Source organism: Bacteroidales bacterium, from assembly GCA_029210725.1.
In the GTDB taxonomy this organism is placed as follows: domain Bacteria; phylum Bacteroidota; class Bacteroidia; order Bacteroidales.
The window spans coordinates 253,701-270,660 of sequence record JARGFM010000001.1; the positions used below are offsets into that span (position 1 = coordinate 253,701).

Annotated in this window: 12 protein-coding genes; 10 read left to right on the top strand and 2 right to left on the bottom strand. The window is 45.7% G+C overall.

Annotated features, from left to right (window positions below; genetic code table 11):
* Positions 1 to 223 precede the first annotated feature (223 nt).
* From P1P86_01110 to P1P86_01155, 10 genes are all read left to right on the top strand, one after another.
* Positions 224 to 604, top strand: a complete 381-nt coding sequence (locus tag P1P86_01110) for a BlaI/MecI/CopY family transcriptional regulator (GenBank protein MDF1573776.1) — start codon at positions 224 to 226, stop codon at positions 602 to 604.
* Positions 597 to 1,910: a M56 family metallopeptidase gene (locus tag P1P86_01115; protein MDF1573777.1), complete on the top strand. Its 1,314-nt coding sequence runs from the start codon at positions 597 to 599 to the stop codon at positions 1,908 to 1,910. Before P1P86_01110 ends, P1P86_01115 begins: the two co-directional genes overlap by 8 nt.
* 50 nt (positions 1,911 to 1,960) lie before the next feature.
* Positions 1,961 to 3,280 (top strand): tetratricopeptide repeat protein, encoded by a 1,320-nt coding sequence (locus tag P1P86_01120; GenBank protein MDF1573778.1) that lies wholly within the window; start codon positions 1,961 to 1,963, stop codon positions 3,278 to 3,280.
* A gap of 48 nt (positions 3,281 to 3,328) precedes the next feature.
* Complete coding sequence (locus P1P86_01125) at positions 3,329 to 3,805, top strand: DUF2721 domain-containing protein (protein MDF1573779.1); 477 nt, start codon at positions 3,329 to 3,331, stop codon at positions 3,803 to 3,805.
* Between the two features lie 94 nt (positions 3,806 to 3,899).
* Positions 3,900 to 4,280: an SRPBCC domain-containing protein gene (locus tag P1P86_01130; protein MDF1573780.1), complete on the top strand. Its 381-nt coding sequence runs from the start codon at positions 3,900 to 3,902 to the stop codon at positions 4,278 to 4,280.
* 5 nt (positions 4,281 to 4,285) lie between these two features.
* Positions 4,286 to 8,929 (top strand): transporter substrate-binding domain-containing protein, encoded by a 4,644-nt coding sequence (locus P1P86_01135; GenBank protein ID MDF1573781.1) that lies wholly within the window; start codon positions 4,286 to 4,288, stop codon positions 8,927 to 8,929.
* A gap of 65 nt (positions 8,930 to 8,994) precedes the next feature.
* A complete protein-coding gene (locus tag P1P86_01140) occupies positions 8,995 to 10,020 on the top strand; it encodes a porin family protein (protein MDF1573782.1) in 1,026 nt (341 codons plus the stop codon).
* 123 nt (positions 10,021 to 10,143) lie between these two features.
* On the top strand, positions 10,144 to 10,851 hold the full coding sequence (pepE, locus tag P1P86_01145; protein ID MDF1573783.1) for a dipeptidase PepE: 708 nt from the start codon (positions 10,144 to 10,146) through the stop codon (positions 10,849 to 10,851).
* A 3-nt stretch (positions 10,852 to 10,854) separates the two neighbouring features.
* Positions 10,855 to 13,524 (top strand): AsmA-like C-terminal region-containing protein, encoded by a 2,670-nt coding sequence (locus P1P86_01150; GenBank protein MDF1573784.1) that lies wholly within the window; start codon positions 10,855 to 10,857, stop codon positions 13,522 to 13,524.
* Positions 13,525 to 13,610: 86 nt separating this feature from the next.
* On the top strand, positions 13,611 to 14,699 hold the full coding sequence (locus P1P86_01155; protein ID MDF1573785.1) for a HAMP domain-containing sensor histidine kinase: 1,089 nt from the start codon (positions 13,611 to 13,613) through the stop codon (positions 14,697 to 14,699).
* Here the strand turns inward: P1P86_01155 and P1P86_01160 are convergent.
* Together P1P86_01160 and mnmH are read right to left on the bottom strand one after the other, a co-directional pair.
* Positions 14,696 to 15,940, bottom strand: a complete 1,245-nt coding sequence (locus P1P86_01160; protein MDF1573786.1) for a U32 family peptidase — start codon at positions 15,938 to 15,940, stop codon at positions 14,696 to 14,698. The genes P1P86_01155 and P1P86_01160 overlap by 4 nt on opposite strands.
* On the bottom strand, positions 15,918 to 16,949 hold the full coding sequence (gene mnmH / locus P1P86_01165) for a tRNA 2-selenouridine(34) synthase MnmH (GenBank protein MDF1573787.1): 1,032 nt from the start codon (positions 16,947 to 16,949) through the stop codon (positions 15,918 to 15,920). Before mnmH ends, P1P86_01160 begins: the two co-directional genes overlap by 23 nt.
* Positions 16,950 to 16,960: the final 11 nt, after the last annotated feature.

The following is a 16,960-nucleotide window of genomic DNA, read 5'->3' on the forward strand; positions in this document are numbered from 1 at the left end:
ACAACAAAAGTCATAATTTATCACTGAGAGCCAATAAATACTCAATCTAAATAGGAAACTGTGCTTATCTGCTATCAGTAAACCGCTTAGATCCTTCCATTAAAAATAGCAACAGGGTAAAATACCTTCTATTTTTGAAATATTTGAAAATTAACTAAGGAATTAGTTGCATAACTAAGTATTTAGTTTTAATATTGTATGGAAATTAATAATCAGTGCCAATATGAACACACTCACCAAGGCAGAAGAACAGATTATGCAGATCCTCTGGGACGAAAAAGAGGGTTTTGTAAAGGACCTGCTGCAAAAATTCCCGGATCCCCGGCCAGCCTATAATACCGTGTCTACCATCATCAGAATCCTTGAAAAAAAGGGCTTCGTTGCTCATCGCAGCTTTGGTAAATCCCACCAGTACTATCCCCTTGTCAGCCGGGAAAAATACCGGAATGAACGCTTTTCCGGCCTGATGAAGGACTACTTCAACAACTCCATGAAACAGGTGCTCTCCCACTTTGGTTCCAACGGATCCCTGAGTATGAAGGAGGCCGATGAAATTATACATATGATGGAAGAGCTAAAACAAAAAAACGGGACCTATGAATAACTTGTTTGCCTACCTGGTGGAGCTTAATATCTCCCTGATGATCCTTTTTGTGGCCTACAAACTGTTCTTCGAGAAGGATAAAAACTTTACGGTCAGGCGGATTTATCTTCTTGGAGTGCTAACCCTGCCCGTGATTCTTCCATTTATACCCGACTCCATAAGAATGCCGGTGGCCCGGATGGCACCCATCTCCATTTCACTGGAAGAAGTTACCGTTCTTGGGTCAGCTTCAGCAACAGGGGGAGACAGCTCCATATCTTTCACCGGTCTGTTCCTGTTGATCTATCTCTTCATTCTGGCCCTGGGAATTCTTAAAGTATTCATTCAGCTTACGCGTATTGGCCATATTATACTACGTGCGAAAAGATTCACCCTGAACGGGACCCCCCTGCTTGCAAGCAAAGCCCTGCATGCAAGTTCTTTCTTTGGCTATATCTTTATCGATCCTGCCTGTGCAAGCGAGCATTCGATCTCTCACATCCTGGAGCACGAAAATATTCATAAACGGGAATGGCACTCTGTGGACCGTATTCTCCTGGAAATCTTTGTTATAGTCAACTGGTTTAATCCGGTAGCCTGGATGTTCCGGAGATCAGTCATTGAAAACCTGGAATACCTGGCCGACTCAGCAGTCCTGCGCAAAGGCACCGACCCAACTAAATACCAGTTATCCATATTAAACCAATATATAGGAAGCGCTTCTATTTCAAATCAATTTAGTAGTCAAATTAAAAACCGAATCAACATGCTAAACAAGAATTATAAACTGGGAAGCAGATGGAAACTTGTTCTGCTGCTCCCGCTAACCGTTATTGCCTTCCTTGTCGTATCCTGTACAGATAAAGATGCGCCCATCCAGGCCATCGAACCGGCGGAAGAAATATCCGCAGATATGCCAGAGGAAGAAGTCTTTTATGTGGTCGAGGAAATGCCAACATTCAACGGCGAGGAGGCCATCGAATTCCGAAGGTATATCGCCCAGAACCTCATCTATCCCCCTGAAGCTGCCGAACAGGGAGCAACAGGAAAAATCTTGATTAATTTCATTGTAACAAAAGAAGGAAAGGTGGAGGTTCCTGACCAGGAAACTATGGCCAAGATAGAAGGTAAAGAGCTTGGCGAAGTAGTCGTGACAGCTTATTCCAGCTATGAAGGTCAAGATGAGCCGGAAGAACAATATATACAGATGCTAAAGGACGAAGTAAAGCGGGTTGTACTCTCTTCCCCCGACTGGGTACCAGGTAAACAGAGAGGGAAAGCGGTAGATGTATTATTTACCTTTCCTGTTAATTTCGTTTTACAATAAACCCTTAAGAAAGACCGCGTGCAAGCTGCCTCGCGGTCTTTTTTTGATCCATGAAAAAGACCCGTTGTTTTTTTCCAGCCCTTACGCTTTTACTCTTTTCAGGGTGTTTAACAGAGGCTCAGGAAAATCTTCCCGAACTATATTATTCGGGCCATTATCAGCACGTAATCGATGGTTCGGCCGCTTTAATAGCCTCGGGCGACACTGCCTTGAACACTTATTATCTGAAGGCGCTCGCTGAGACCCAGCTGGGGCATCCCCTTGAAGCCATCGGAACCCTTCATCTTGCATTGTTGATCCATCCGGGCGAACAAAGAATCATCCGGATGCTGGCCAGACAATATTTTGAAGCCGGCAACTATGTTCAGGCTCGCAAAGGCTATAAGGACCTTGTCAGGGAGGACAGCACAGATGTCTCTTCCTGGTTAATGCTGGCAGAGATGGCTTCCTACGGACAAAAATTTGATGAAGCGACCGAGGCCCTGAACCGGGTGCTTGCCATAGATACCATGAACCTGAGCAGCCTGATGATGATGGGGGATATTCTTAACAGGCATAACAACAGTGGTGCGGTCATCTATTACGAACGGGCCTATCGCCTCTACCCCGATAATCAGAAAGCAGCCTATGCGCTGGGAAACTGGTACATTCAGGCAAAAGAAGCATGGAAAGCCATTCCCCTTTGTGAACATATGTTGCAGATCGACAGCATGAGCATCAGGTTCAGTAAGCTTTTAGGATACGCCCATTACAAAATTAACAATCCGGGGAAAGCCGTTCAATGGCTCTCGTATGCAGTATCCCTGGGCGATTCCACATCGTTCACCTTTAAATTCAAAGGGATTTCTCAATACCTGCTGGTCGATTTCGCAGGTGCTATCGAAACACTGGGCCAGGCTGTGGGAAAAGACAGCCTGGATGCAGAGGTCCACTTCTTCCTGGGAGCCTGTCTGGCTAACACTACCAGAAAAAAAGAAGCTATGGATCACCTGGAAAAATCGCTCCGTCTGATGCAACCCGATCCTTCGGTATTGTCACGCATCTATTCGGAACAGGGTAATATCAAACGACTCGAAATGGAGTATGAGGAAGCTTATTCCCTGTATGCAAAAGCCTGGGAAAGCGATACTACCAATGCCATGTCACTCTATTTCATGGCTTCTATCCTGGATAACAGTCTGCATCTTTCCAAAGAAGCCCTGGTGGATTATCAACGTTTTATCCAGGCCCTGGACCGGCTTCCTGAAAAGACTGAAACCAATCAGTCACTTTCTGTAAGAGTCATTGTGGAGGACCGGATCCTTTCCCTGAAAGAGGAGTTGTTTTTCAGGGACGAACAATTAACTGCATCCGGATCGAAGCTGTCTTGATAAATCCATATTAATTCATAACATTTGTATCTGGTAAATCCAAGTGGTATGGAAACATCCATTGTTCAATTAATCCAGGGAATGCTGGCCCCGGGACTGATGATTTCGGCTTGTGGCCTTCTTCTGCTAGGCATGAACAACAAGTACAGCCTGGTTGTAAACCGGATCAGGCTGCTCAATGAGGAGAAGCGGAAAATTTTTCATCAGGAGCTGATTGATGACAATGACAGCAACCGCTTAAATAATATTGAGCTCCAGATCAGCCATCTCATTGAACGTATCTGGCTGGTTCGAAACGCTGTTTTCAGCTATTCACTGGCAGTGGCCCTTTTTATTGTTAGCTCTGTATTGATTGGCCTTACCATTAAGAAAAACACCCCTTCGTTTGACTGGTTGATTATTGCCTTTTTTTACGCCGGTATGTTCGCTGTTTTTGTGGGAATCATTTTCGCTGCCATTGAGGTCTGGAAAGGATACCGTATCGTGAAAATTGAGATTTCCGAGGTCTATAAACCCATCAATTAAGGATTGCCGGACCACCCGCTTTGTGCACTTAACTGATGGTTCCGCATGGAGTTTATTCCATAAAAAGCCTTATTTTTGGTTAAGCATGCCTATCATGAAAGAACTTCGCAAATATTATCGTATCAAAGGAAGCCCCGAAGAGATTTATGCCGCCCTCACCAATCCTTTTGCCATCAGCCTGTGGACCGGAAGCAAGGCTGAAATGTCAGAAGAACCGGGTTCTGACTTTTCGCTCTTCGAAGGTGATATTGAAGGAGTCAATATCGCTTTTGAGAAGGACAGCAAGATCGTACAGGAATGGTTTTTCGGCGATCAGGAGGAGAAATCCATCGTGACCATTACCCTTCGTCCAGACCGGCATTATACCAGAATCGAACTGCACCATATCCATATCCCCGATGAAGCATATGAAGATATGGTCCTTGGCTGGGACATATACTATTTTGGCGGACTGAAGGATTTTTTTGAAAAGTAATCAGCATGTTTCTGAAAAGATATTTTCTGGTTCTTCTCATTTTCCTGCTTCCAATCGCACTTACAGGCAGGAGTCTGGATGAGATCAAAAGAAGTGGAAAAATCTTTGTGGCTTTTACCGAAACAGATCTGAAGAACATCAATTACGACCTTGCCCGGGAGCTTGCCCGTTATCTCAATGTGGAGCTGATCGAGGTCCCCATAGAATGGGATCAGGTCTTCATGCGTAACGGCACCATTCCCCCCGGCCTGGAAACCGATCCCGAACTCCGGTACACTCCGGATGCTCTTAAAAAAGCCGATATCATCTGCTCTACTTTTACGATCATGGAGTGGCGAAAAAAACTGTTCGGTTTTGCCGAAACCATGCTTTCGGCCGAACTCCTGATGATCCACAAGAATGAGGAAACTCCCGGGAGTTTTGAAGATCTTTCCAATAAACGGATTGCTTACACGGGAAGTACCACCTTTGAACAGCACCTTAAAGAGATTAATGCAACACTGGGGGAGCAGATGCAACTGGTCAGGACGCGATCCAGTGAGGAAACGAAGCGTTTGCTGGAAGAGGGCCGTGTTTATGGAATTGTATTGGACGCCGATGAGGCCCTGAATTTTAATGCAAATAGTGAGCAGAGATATAAAATAGCATATCCCATCAGTGATATTACCCGGACTGCATGGGCCGTGGAAAAAAACAATCCGCTTATCCAGGAGGTGGAGAATTTCTTTGAGACCATTGCCAGCAATGGGGTCCTGGATGAACTCTTCTACAAGCGTTTTGGAATCACCTATAATTCCTATGTGGACCGGCTCAGCAAGAACCTGAAGACAGAGCGGTATCACCGGAGCCTGGACGAAATCCTTGCCTCCCGGAAACTGGTTGTGGCCCTCCGGGACCGGGACTTTGTCTACCATGAAAACGGACAGAAGCAATTTATGCATGCCCTGGCGGAGGAATTTGCCGACTACCTGGGAGTTTCGCTCGAATTTGTGGTGACTCCCAACTTCGAAAAGTACTGGGAAAATGAAGAAGGGGAAGTAATACGGGACTCCGCCTACACCCCGGAGTGGTTTTATTATTTTGATCTCGCCTGTGAGACCATTGCACCACTCGCCTGGAGGGCCAACAAGGTGAATATGATCCCCGTCTATCGGAGTGCATACACGGTGGTGGCCAGAAAAGAAGCGGAGATTGAGACCCTGGACGATCTGAATAATTTCCGTGGGGTAACGGGTAGCGAAACGGTTTATGAAGATATCCTGAAAAAAAACGGAATCACCAACTACTATTGTGAGAATATCAACAACTTCATTCCAGATGTGCTTTCGGGAAAAGCCGACTATACCATTATCTATAATGCATTCAGCGAATTGTCGGCATACCCCGGCCTGGAAGCAAAACTGGAACTGGGTAGTGTGGATATCTGCTGGGCACTGCGGAAGGACCAGCCGGAACTCCAGAAAGAGCTCGAAAAATTCATCCACAGATCACAGCAACAGGGTTTGATAGGAATACTGGTCAAGGCACTCCGGGGAAATACATTGCAGGCGCCTGAGGCTTTTATTAACAGCTATTATGAGAGTTTCCAGACCGGACAGTTACCCTATGTGAATTACGGCGCCGACGACGGGCTCCCACAGGAAGATATCTTCTCCATCTTTCAGGATCAAAAAGGTTATATGTGGTTTGGTACAAATTCAGGGGCCGTCAGGTATAATGGCAGGGAGATGATGGTATTTAACCATGAACATGGACTGCCCGGAAATTCGGTCCGGGATATTGAGCAGGACAGCAGCGGGACCATGTATTTTGCAACCACCAATGGAATTGCAAAATTTTACGGCGACTCAACTACTCATATCCTGTGGGAAGGTATCTCATTTCACCACATTTTTATAGATTCCAGAGATCAACGATGGTTTCTGGGAGATGATGGAATCTACCTGGAAGATCCTGAAGGAAATACCAGATATTTAAATGCCGAACACCCGGTATTGCCGGGGATTATTTACAGCATCACCGAAGACCCGGATACGAAAAATCTGCTTTTCGCCACCATCAAAGGGATTTTTATGTTTGATCCTTCCATGGAGCAGGTTTCACAACTGAGTGATACAGATTGTTTTTCGATTTATGTGGATATCAACGACAGTATCTGGATATCGACCAAAAACGGACTTACCGTGACTCATCTTCCCGGCCTGATAGAGGACCGGCGCAATACGACCTTTTATAACCTGAATGACAGGCTGCAATTCCCTGTTCACATCATCTCAGATATTAGCAGCAATAAATTTGGCTCCATCTGGCTGGTTAGCGACTCCAGGATCATGCAGGTCATTTCCACCGATCAGAAACCAATTATATACGAGCAGGAATTCGGAATAAAGAACAATAAGATTCTTTCTTTCCTGAGCGATCAGGAAGATAATCTCTGGATCGGCTTTTCGGGAGGGTTACAGCGTCTCACAAACCGAAAGGGTTTACGCAATTTTTTCCCGGGATCGATCAATAGTTATATCTATTCCGTTTTCCAGGATAAGGAACAGAGAATCTGGATCACCTCAGACAATGGCGCCTTTTACTTCCAGGATTCAAAACTGGTAAATTTTACCCCCAGGATTGGAACTGAGTATACCAAATTTACGGGAACCCTCCTGCCCAATCAAAACATTCTGCTTGCCAATACGAAGGGCTTATATGAGGTAAGCAGCACCAACCTGGAGGTCATCAGGCACAAACCCTTCACTCAAATTACACATAGTGTGGAGAACATTTTTGTAAGCTCCAGGGGTGAAATATTCCTGCTCACGGGCATTAATGGTATTATCTACTATTTCACGGACTTCTATGCCCGGCCAAAGGAGTTAAAGAATAAGTATACGGCAAATATTTTTCAACTTATTGAGATGAACGGCCAGGTGGTGGGCGGCAATAATTCGGGCTTTGTTGCCTTCAGGGAAGAGGGGTTTGAATTTTTGCAGGAGACCGACTGTGGTATCTGGTCTCTTTACCAGGAGGGAGAAAACCTTTGGGTGGGTACAGATTGTGGAATCGGCCTGGTAAAAAACAGCCGATTCGAACAAATGGAACTGAGCACCTTTGATAGGGAAATGATGATCAAATCCATTCTGCCCGCCAAAAACAGGTCCTATCTCTGGCTGGGCACCAACAAAGGATTCAGTTACTTTAATACTGAGAAACTGGAGTTTGAATTTACGATCAATACCAAAGATGGGTTGAGCGGAGACGAAATTACACCCGGTGGCCTTTTTATGGACAGCAATGATCTGCTTTGGGTGGGCACTTACCACGGCATCTCTAATTTTAATATCAAGGCGAAATCTACCAAAAACTATACCCCGGTCTGCTATATCGAAAAAATCTATTTAAACGGGGACCGGATTGAGGCAGAATCGGGAAGGGCCTTTTCGCATAATGAAAACAATTTCATATTTGAAATAAGCGCGCTCTCATTCACAGATGAAGCCTCTGTGGAATATGAATACTACCTGAGGGGAACCGGTAATGAATACTCGTCTTACCACAGGGGCAATGAATACAAAGCCGTTTATAACAACCTTCCTCCCGGCAAGTACGAATTCATTTATAAAGCAAAAGGGAAAAACAATATCTGGGGGTACACCGAAAAATTTGATTTTACTATCCGTAAAGCCTGGTATAATACCTGGGTATTCCGCATCCTGACTATTCTATTATTTATTTCAGGTACTTACTTGTTCTGTTTTCTAAGGATCAGAGCTATAAAATCCCAAAAAGACCGCCTGGAACAACAGGTCAGGGAGCGAACCCATGAGTTGGAGCTGGCCAATACGGAGATCGAGGCCCAGCGCGACTTTGCAAGATACCAGCGGGATCAGATTGCCCAGCAGCAGAAAGCAATTATGAGCAGCATTCAGTATGCGCAACGTATTCAGAATTCTTTGCTCCCCTCCGCGCATCTGCTTAAAACAAAACTTCCCGGGCACTTTATCCTGTTTAAACCCCGTGATATTGTCAGTGGGGATTTTTACTGGTTCAGCGAACACAAGAACCACTACTATATTTCTGCAGCCGACTGCACGGGCCACGGGATTCCCGGAGCTTTTATGAGTATGTTAGGTATGGCTCTGATGAACGAGATCGTCCATAAGTACCCGGATATTGATCCCGACAGCCTGCTCAATGAGCTGAGAAACCAGATTATTGAAACAATGCACCAGAAAGGAGATCCCAGTGCTGCCAAGGATGGAATGGATATGGTGATCTGCAAGATTGACAAACATAAAAGCAGAATGCTTTTTGCCGGAGCCAACAACTCCCTCTATCATGTAAGAAATGGCCAGCTTACCGAGTACAAGACCGACAAAATGCCTGTTAGCTATCATTTAAGCATGCAGCCCTTTACCAGACATGAAATCAATCTGGAACCAGGCGATCTGGTGTATCTTTTTTCGGATGGTTACGCAGACCAGTTCGGCGGACACAACGGGAAGAAATTCAAATACCTGCAGCTCAGAAATTTACTGGCCTCTGTCTCCCAAAAAGAGATGCCTGAGCAGGGACTACAGCTTGACCGGGAATTTGAACAGTGGAAAGGTGATTTGGATCAGATTGACGATGTGGTACTCATTGGCCTGAAATTCTGAAACTAAGCCTGTAACTTTCCTGCAGATCATTCCGTCTTACCACCAAAACTATAAATCCAGAAAAAATGAAGCAGATAATTATATCAGGAATTGCATGGATGATCATGTTCCCCCTGCTAGGCCAGGAGATCGATACTGTTCCGGACCTTTCAAAAGATCCTTTGGCAGCTGAAGCTCCTGCCGTAGAGGAAGAACCAGCCCTGGAGGAAAACGCCGAGGCTCCTCAGGAAGAAAATACGGTCCGTGTAACGGGCAAAGTTAAAGTGATTGAAACCCCCGATAAATCCAGGGCTACTCTGGGAGAAAATGAAGTGTTTATCGTTGAAGAGAACGGGGATACCATGAAGGTGATCCTGGGTTCGCGTGGTATCAGCATTGTAGAAGGAGAGGAGGGAACAGAGATCAAAGTCATCGAGATGGATGATCCTCCCCAGAAATCAAATCAAAAGAAGAAAAAAAGATTCAGACCTCACTTTTCCGGACTGGAAGTGGGACTTAACAATTTTGTTACTCCAGATTACTCCCTGACGCTGCCCCCGGAGGAAAGATATATGGATGTGAACACCGGGAAATCGTGGAACTGGAATGTAAATATTATCGATTATGGATTTGGTCTGGGCACGGATAAAGTGGGTGTTGTATCGGGACTTGGATTCGAATTCATCAATTACAGTTTTGATGGTCAGAACAGCATCCGAAAGGACCCCGTTACCAGTGAAATCATGGCATATGTGCCGGATTATGCGGGAAACATCAGTAAATCGAAAATGAATATTACTTATCTGACAGCCCCTCTTTTGCTGGAATTTCAAATACCAGCCCCCCGGAAGAGGATTTATTTTTCAGCCGGTCTTATTGGAGGATTAAAGCTTTGGTCAAATACAAAAATGAAATATACAATCAGCGGAGAAAAATCTAAAGAAAAGGTCAAAGGGGATTATAACCTGTCGCCTCTCCGCTGGGGTGTCACGGCGAGAGCCGGTTACAAAGCCCTGGGCTTCTATGCTACCTATTATATGACACCCCTCTTTGAAGCCGATCTCGGTCCGGAACTCTATCCCTTCAATATCGGACTTGCTTTTTCGTTTTAAGGAAAACATACCCCCTGCCGTGAAGCCGGCCGCTACGGGATAGACCCGAATGCGGCCGGCTTTTTTTGAATGGTGGCCTTTCCGAAAATATTAACTTTGCTTCATAACTTAAAATTCCAACCTATGAGACTGCTACTGATCAGCAATTCAACCAATGCCGGAGAAGCATACCTGGATTACCCGAAATTTCATATCCGTGATTTCCTCGGAAGCTCGCGTCTTAATTGCCTATTCCTTCCCTATGCCGGAGTCACCATCAGTTTTGATGATTATGAAGCCCGGGTAAAGGAGCGCTTTGCAGAAATCGGACATGAGCTTAGCTCCATTCACCATGAGACCGATCCTGTGGCTGCCATTAAGCAGGCCGAGGCGATTGTGGTAGGAGGTGGAAACACTTTCCAGTTGATCAAGATGATACAGGAAAATGGATTGATCGGGCCGGTTAAAGAGAAAGTGCAGGCCGGAATCCCCTATGTGGGCTGGAGTGCCGGAAGCAACGTAAGCTGTCCAAGTATTAAGACGACCAATGATATGCCCATTCTCGAACCAGATAGCTTTCAGGCATTTAACCTGGTACCGTTCCAGATCAATCCGCACTATACCGATCTGAATCCCCCCGGACATGCAGGGGAAACCAGAGAGGACCGCATCATGGAATACCTGGCCGCCAATACCGGGGACACAGTCCTTGGCCTGAGAGAGGGATGCATGCTTCGGGTGGAAGATAATCAGATGAGCCTGACCGGAAATCGGTCTGTCCGAATATTCAGGTTTAACCAGACACCGGTTGAGCTGGACCATACTTATGATTTCAGTGAATTTCTGAACTAAAAAATGAAAAAGCGCTTAAAGATTTTTCTGGAGTACCTGTCGGCCTTTCTCCTGATTATACTCTTGCTGCTGACCATTGCCGGTGTGGTAGTGGTTAAGTTTTACGGGGAAGATCTCAAAGCCTTTGTCATGGAACAAATAAACCAGGGCCTCGACAGCAAAGTGGATGTAGAAGAGATCCGGGTTAAAATTTTTCGGAAATTTCCCAATACCTCCATCCATCTGGAGGATGTTACCGTATGGTCCAGCCACAGATTCAATTCCCTGAATTTCAACGGACCAGGTGCGGATACCCTGCTTAGCGCCAATGAAATCAATGTTACTTTTAATTTGATCGGACTGATCCGTAAAAAATACAATATCAGGCAGCTGGAAATTACGGAAGGGGTTCTGCACCTTTACACAGACCAGGAGGGAGAAGTAAATTACAAGATAGTCTCAGGATCATCCGGAAAACAAAAAGATGCCGCCCCGGTGAACCTGACAAACCTCAGAGTCAATGATTTTTCCATCATCCTGAACAACCAGGCAAAACAACTGGTCTCGACCGGAATCCTGAAGCGGATCGACCTCAACGGAAAGTTTTCCAAACGTAATACACAACTCAGGGGTTCTCTGACGGGATGGCTGGGAGAAATATCCAACAAAGGGGTTCTCTATGCCTCAAACAGAGAGCTTCAGGCTGAGCTTAACCTGGATGTCCGGGACTCTGTCTATACCATCAAATCGGGACATCTTCAGCTGGATCGCATTGTAGCCGACATGGATGGTCTTTTCACTGTTCATCGGGGTGAGGGAATTGAAATGAACCTGTTTGCTGCTGCAAGGGATCTTGAAATACATGAGGTTCTCGATCTCCTGCCCAGTGAAATCAGCAATCCCCTCCTGGGAATCAAAGGCAATGGGGTCCTTCAGCTTTACTCCAGGATTACAGGCATGGTCAGTTCCACCCTGACCCCTCAGATTGAAGCAGATTTTCAGACCACAAAAGCCAATTTATCCTGGGATAAACTGCCCTTCTCCCTGAAGAACCTGAATCTGAATGGCACCTATTCGAACGGAGGTGAATTTAATCCTGTTACCACTTCTTTAAATATTGAATCATTTTCTGCAGTTATCGGAAAAGACCACCTCTCTCTTAGCGGACGGATACATAACTTTTACGATCCCGATTTCTCCTTCAAACTTCAGGGAGATATCCATCCCGAACAGTGGCTTCAGTGGTACAGGCAAATTCCCCTGGATAAAGTGGAAGGAACCATTATCAGCGACGTAAGGGTGTCCGGCACCTATGACCGGCTTAAGCCAAAGGGTCAGAAATTTCTGGCTTTTGATTTTGCGGGGGGGCTATCCTTAAAAGATGCCATGTTCCGGATTCATAAAGACGATATTCCTTTTAGCAATCTGAATGGCACCATTCACATAGAGAATGATTTCTGGGAACCCTCCATTTCCGGTTTAGTTGGGAAAAGTGATTTTAATATTTCCGGTTCAGGCCTGAACCTGCTTTCCTTTCTGCTGAAGAAAGAGGAGTCCCTGGTGGCCTCTGCAAGCCTTCGTACCAATTACTTTGACCTGAAAGAAATCATCGATAATTTTTCCCGAACCGACAAGGAGGAAAACAGGTCCGTACGCTTTCCTCAAAAGCTCAACCTGAAACTTGATTTTGTGATTAACAATCTTTTAATGAAGCGTTTCGAGGCCAGCAAGGTCAGAGGAGTCGCCACCTATGATTCTCCCGTATTAATGGTGGACTCCCTGTCCATGCAAACCACAGATGGAACCCTTAAAGGAGACTATCTAATCGCCCAGGGACAGGAAGGCGATATCTATGTCAATGTCAATTCAACACTATATAACCTGGACATTCAGAAACTCTTTTATTCCTTTAATAACTTTGGACAGAACCAGCTTACACAGGATCATCTGAAGGGAAGCATTTCCGGAAACTGTAAGTTCTCGTCCACTTTCGATTCCACTTTCGCCATCCGAAAAGAAACCATTCTTAGTGAAAACAGTGTTACCATAAGAGATGGGGAACTGAAGAGTTTTTCTCCCATTATGGCTCTCTCCCGCTTTATTGAGGTGGAGGAGCTTCAGAATATCCAATTTGAGACTTTGGAGAACAATATCCTTATCCGGAATGAGCGGGTCATTATTCCCTCCATGGATATCCACACCAATGCACTGAACATGTCCGCCTCAGGAACGCATCACTTCAATAACCATTATGATTATCGTCTACGGCTCAGACTATCTGAATTACTTTATAACAAAGCACGACGCGCCAGAAACAGTGAATTTCAAATGGCCGAAGATGATTCCGATACCCGCGTTCTTTTTCTGAAAATAAGTAACGATGGTTCCGGAGCTCAGGTGGAAATGGACAGAGAGAAGACTGCCGAAAAGATTCGTGAGGATCTCGACCAGGAAAAAAAGGAACTGAAATTAATCCTGAAAGAAGAACTGGGGCTATTTAAGAATGATGAAACATTGATTGACAGAAATGATTCGCTGATAGTCCGGGATGAATCCTTTACATTTGAGTTTTCAGAAAAACCTGATAGTTCAGGCGCTGAAAGTAAACTGGAGGATCGACGCAGACGCAATAAAAGAGTGGAGGTGGATACCATTCAGAAAAAACCCGCTGTGAAATTCGTAATTGATGAATAAGCGTGAAAAATTACAATAGGCCTAACATATACACCAAAAAACAGCGCTGGAAGCAGATTCTTTTTCTGTCCGCCATTTTAATTGGTTTGAGCTCCCTTTTGTACACCAGTAAACTGGTAAACGACATTGAAATAACCGAAAGGAAAAAAATGGAGTTATGGGCCGAAGCGGTTGGTATTGTGAACAGTGCAGACCTGGAAACTGAACTGGCCTTCCCCTTCTCGGTCATAGAAAATAATACGCATATCCCTGTCATACTGACCAGTGCAGAAGGCGAAATTCTGAGTCATAAAAACCTGGATTCCATAAAAGCAGAGAATCCGAAGTACCTCTATAAGCAACTTGAACATGCGCGCGAAGAGAACGATTCCCTGCTGATCAACCTGGGTACAGCAGAATATCAGCTTCTGTTTTACCGCGACTCCTTCCTGCTCCGGCAGTTAATTTTCTTCCCCTATGTGCAACTGGGAGTGATTGTTTTGTTCATTCTGGTATCCTACATGGCATTCAGTATTTCAAGGAAGGCTGAACAAAACGAAGTCTGGAACGGACTCTCCAAGGAGACGGCCCATCAACTGGGAACACCTCTCACTTCCATAATAGGCTGGATGGAGCTGCTTAAGGAAGCGGATCTGGATCCCTCCATGATCAGTGACATGCAAAAAGACACCTCCAGGCTGGAAAAGATCACCAGCCGGTTTTCAAAGATCGGTTCCAGACCCGCACTTCAGGATTCCGACCTGAGTGCCGTTCTGAAGGAGAGTCTGGATTATATGAAAAACAGGGGACCAAAAAGCATTGACTATCTCCTGGACCTGCCCGCTAAACCGATCAACATTAAGCTCAGTGAAACCCTTTTTGAATGGGTAATTGAAAACCTGCTAAAAAATGCCATGGATGCCATCGAGGGAAAAGGCCGGATCATACTGCATGCCGTGGAGATCGAGAACAGTGTGATAGTCGATGTGGAAGATACCGGCAAGGGAATTGCAAAATCCAGGTTCCGGACCATATTTAAACCGGGTTTTACCACCAAAAAGCGGGGATGGGGCCTGGGTCTATCCCTTTCAAAGCGTATTATAGAATCTTATCACGATGGGAAAATTTTTGTGCTGTCATCTGACCCCCAGGATTCTACCATTATCCGGATCATTCTGAAAAAGAACCTGGCTTAAGACCGGGACACCAGTTTATAGACTTTATCCGAGCGCCTCACTAGCTGTTCGACGGGAAAAGAACATTTCTCCCCCTTGCCGGCCGTCTGGCAGCTTATATCGCCGACCCTTAATTCCTTCACCGTAGTTTCGATGGCTCCCGTGCTGGGGCCTGTAATTACGATGTTATCTCCCACATTCAGGCTGCCGGTCTCTATCAGTATTTCAGCCACTCCGATCCTGTCAAAATAGTTGGTCCCTTTACCAATGTAAACCTTCTTTAAGGTCGCCTGTGAACCGTAAGTCTCACTCCATTCACCCAATCTCTGCCCCAGATAATAACCGTCCCAGAAACCTCTGTTAAAGACGGTGGCCAGGCGCTGATCCCAGGCCTCGATTTTCTGTCGGGTGCAGGTATTATTTACATAAGCATGAATCGCCTCATCGTAACACGAGGCCACGGTTTTGACATATTCAGGGGACCGGGCCCTTCCCTCGATCTTCAGAACCGAAACTCCAGCATCCAGAATCTTATTTAAAAAATGTATGGTCTTCAGATCCTTGGGCGACATGATATATTCATTGTCAATATCCAGTTCTACCTCCCGGTCCTTATCGGTCACTCTGTAGCCCCGCCGGCATACCTGGAAACAGTTTCCCCGGTTGGCCGACTGCTTGTGCTCATGCAGGCTCAGGTAACATTTTCCTGAAATGGCCATACACAGTGCGCCATGAATAAACATCTCCAGGCGGACGGGCTTCCCGGATGGCCCTAAAATTGCTTCCCGTTCAATGGCTTCAGATATCTCATTGACCTGCTCCAGGTTCAACTCCCTGGCCAGTACGGCCACCTCCCCGAAATGCGAATAAAACTTCAGGGTTTCAATGTTGCTGATATTCAACTGGGTTGAAAGATGAACCCTGGCACCTGCACTTTTGCAATATTGCAACACCGACTGATCTGAAGCGATGATGGCATCTACTTCATGCTTTAATGCAAGGTCGATGATTTTACGCATCAGGATCAATTCATCGTTATAGACCACGGTGTTGACAGTGAGATATGCTTTCAGTTGCAGGTCCCTGGCCCGGGCAACAATTTGAGGAAGATCTTCAGCCTTAAAGTTGGCAGAAGAGCGGGCACGCATATTCAGCTGCTCAATCCCAAAATAGATGGCATCTGCATTTCCCTGCCCCGCAGCGGTCAGCGAATCATAACTCCCGGCAGGAGCCAGCAACTCAATATCCTCTCTCTTTTTCATATTGCATCAATCGTTCTGCATTCTTTAGCGGATCTAAATCCCCGGACGAAAGAATCTGATACTTTTCATGGTTTTTCTCCAGGGAGTGCATATAGGCTTTATCATAGTAAGAAAGTGTAATCATAGCCGTCTGAAAGTAATCTTCCCGGTCGACAGATTCCAGGGCTTCCTTTGTCTGTTTCCCTCCCAGTCTTTTTTCAATCTTCAATATACATGATTTTAAGGCTTCCTGTTCATATTTTGCATAGTCGCTTACCAGATGTAAGGCCCTCTGTTCACGTGGGATATCCAGAAAGATCATCCTGGATTCCTTCATTCTTGAATACAGCTCCACGGGAATCACACACCTGCCTACGTTTCGGCTCTCATCTTCAATCCAGGTTACTTTTCCCGGGTCGAGTAACAACATTTCCAGGCATAACTCATTCTCAAACTGCTCGGTTGTGGGCTGTTCAATTTCACCCAGAGCGCCAAAGGCTGAACCTTTATGATGCGCCAGGCCCTCCAGGTCGATCACCTGCTCCCCGCTCTGACCCAGATGATGCAGAATGGCCGTTTTCCCACTACCGGTCCGCCCGCCCAGGACCAGCAGGTTCAGGGGACGTTCCAGCACTTCTCTGACATAGGCCCGGTAGGTTTTATAACCTCCTTCAAGCAGATAACAGGTCAAACCCAGGGTTTCAAAAAGCCAGACCATACTTTTGCTTCGCATCCCTCCCCGCCAGCAGTGTACCAGCAAGGTCCTTTTCTTACCGGCAATCCGCTCCCCCTCCTTGGCCAGTTTAACCAGCTTTTTTCCCGCAAAGTCAAGCCCTGCATACATGGCTGCCTCTTTGTTCACCTGTTTATAAGCAGTTCCTACGACTTTTCTTTCGTGATCGTCAAACAGTGGAATATTAACAGCTCCAGGTATATGTCCCTGTTGAAACTCCAAAGGGGCACGGACATCAATGACCGGGAACCTGGCTGAAAGGGAGATAAAGGACTCAATGTTTAACAGTTCAGCCATGTCCGGAAAAT

What these genes read in the sequence shown, in the direction of transcription:
- P1P86_01125 (MDF1573779.1), top strand. Translation starts at nt 3,329, where the DNA reads ATGGAAACATCCATTGTTCAATTAATCCAGGGAATGCTGGCCCCGGGA.
- P1P86_01120 (MDF1573778.1), top strand. Translation starts at nt 1,961, where the DNA reads ATGAAAAAGACCCGTTGTTTTTTTCCAGCCCTTACGCTTTTACTCTTT.
- P1P86_01115 (MDF1573777.1), top strand. Translation starts at nt 597, where the DNA reads ATGAATAACTTGTTTGCCTACCTGGTGGAGCTTAATATCTCCCTGATG.
- P1P86_01130 (MDF1573780.1), top strand. Translation starts at nt 3,900, where the DNA reads ATGAAAGAACTTCGCAAATATTATCGTATCAAAGGAAGCCCCGAAGAG.
- P1P86_01140 (MDF1573782.1), top strand. Translation starts at nt 8,995, where the DNA reads ATGAAGCAGATAATTATATCAGGAATTGCATGGATGATCATGTTCCCC.
- mnmH (MDF1573787.1), bottom strand. Translation starts at nt 16,949, where the DNA reads ATGGCTGAACTGTTAAACATTGAGTCCTTTATCTCCCTTTCAGCCAGG.
- P1P86_01150 (MDF1573784.1), top strand. Translation starts at nt 10,855, where the DNA reads ATGAAAAAGCGCTTAAAGATTTTTCTGGAGTACCTGTCGGCCTTTCTC.
- P1P86_01160 (MDF1573786.1), bottom strand. Translation starts at nt 15,940, where the DNA reads ATGAAAAAGAGAGAGGATATTGAGTTGCTGGCTCCTGCCGGGAGTTAT.
- P1P86_01135 (MDF1573781.1), top strand. Translation starts at nt 4,286, where the DNA reads ATGTTTCTGAAAAGATATTTTCTGGTTCTTCTCATTTTCCTGCTTCCA.
- P1P86_01110 (MDF1573776.1), top strand. Translation starts at nt 224, where the DNA reads ATGAACACACTCACCAAGGCAGAAGAACAGATTATGCAGATCCTCTGG.
- pepE (MDF1573783.1), top strand. Translation starts at nt 10,144, where the DNA reads ATGAGACTGCTACTGATCAGCAATTCAACCAATGCCGGAGAAGCATAC.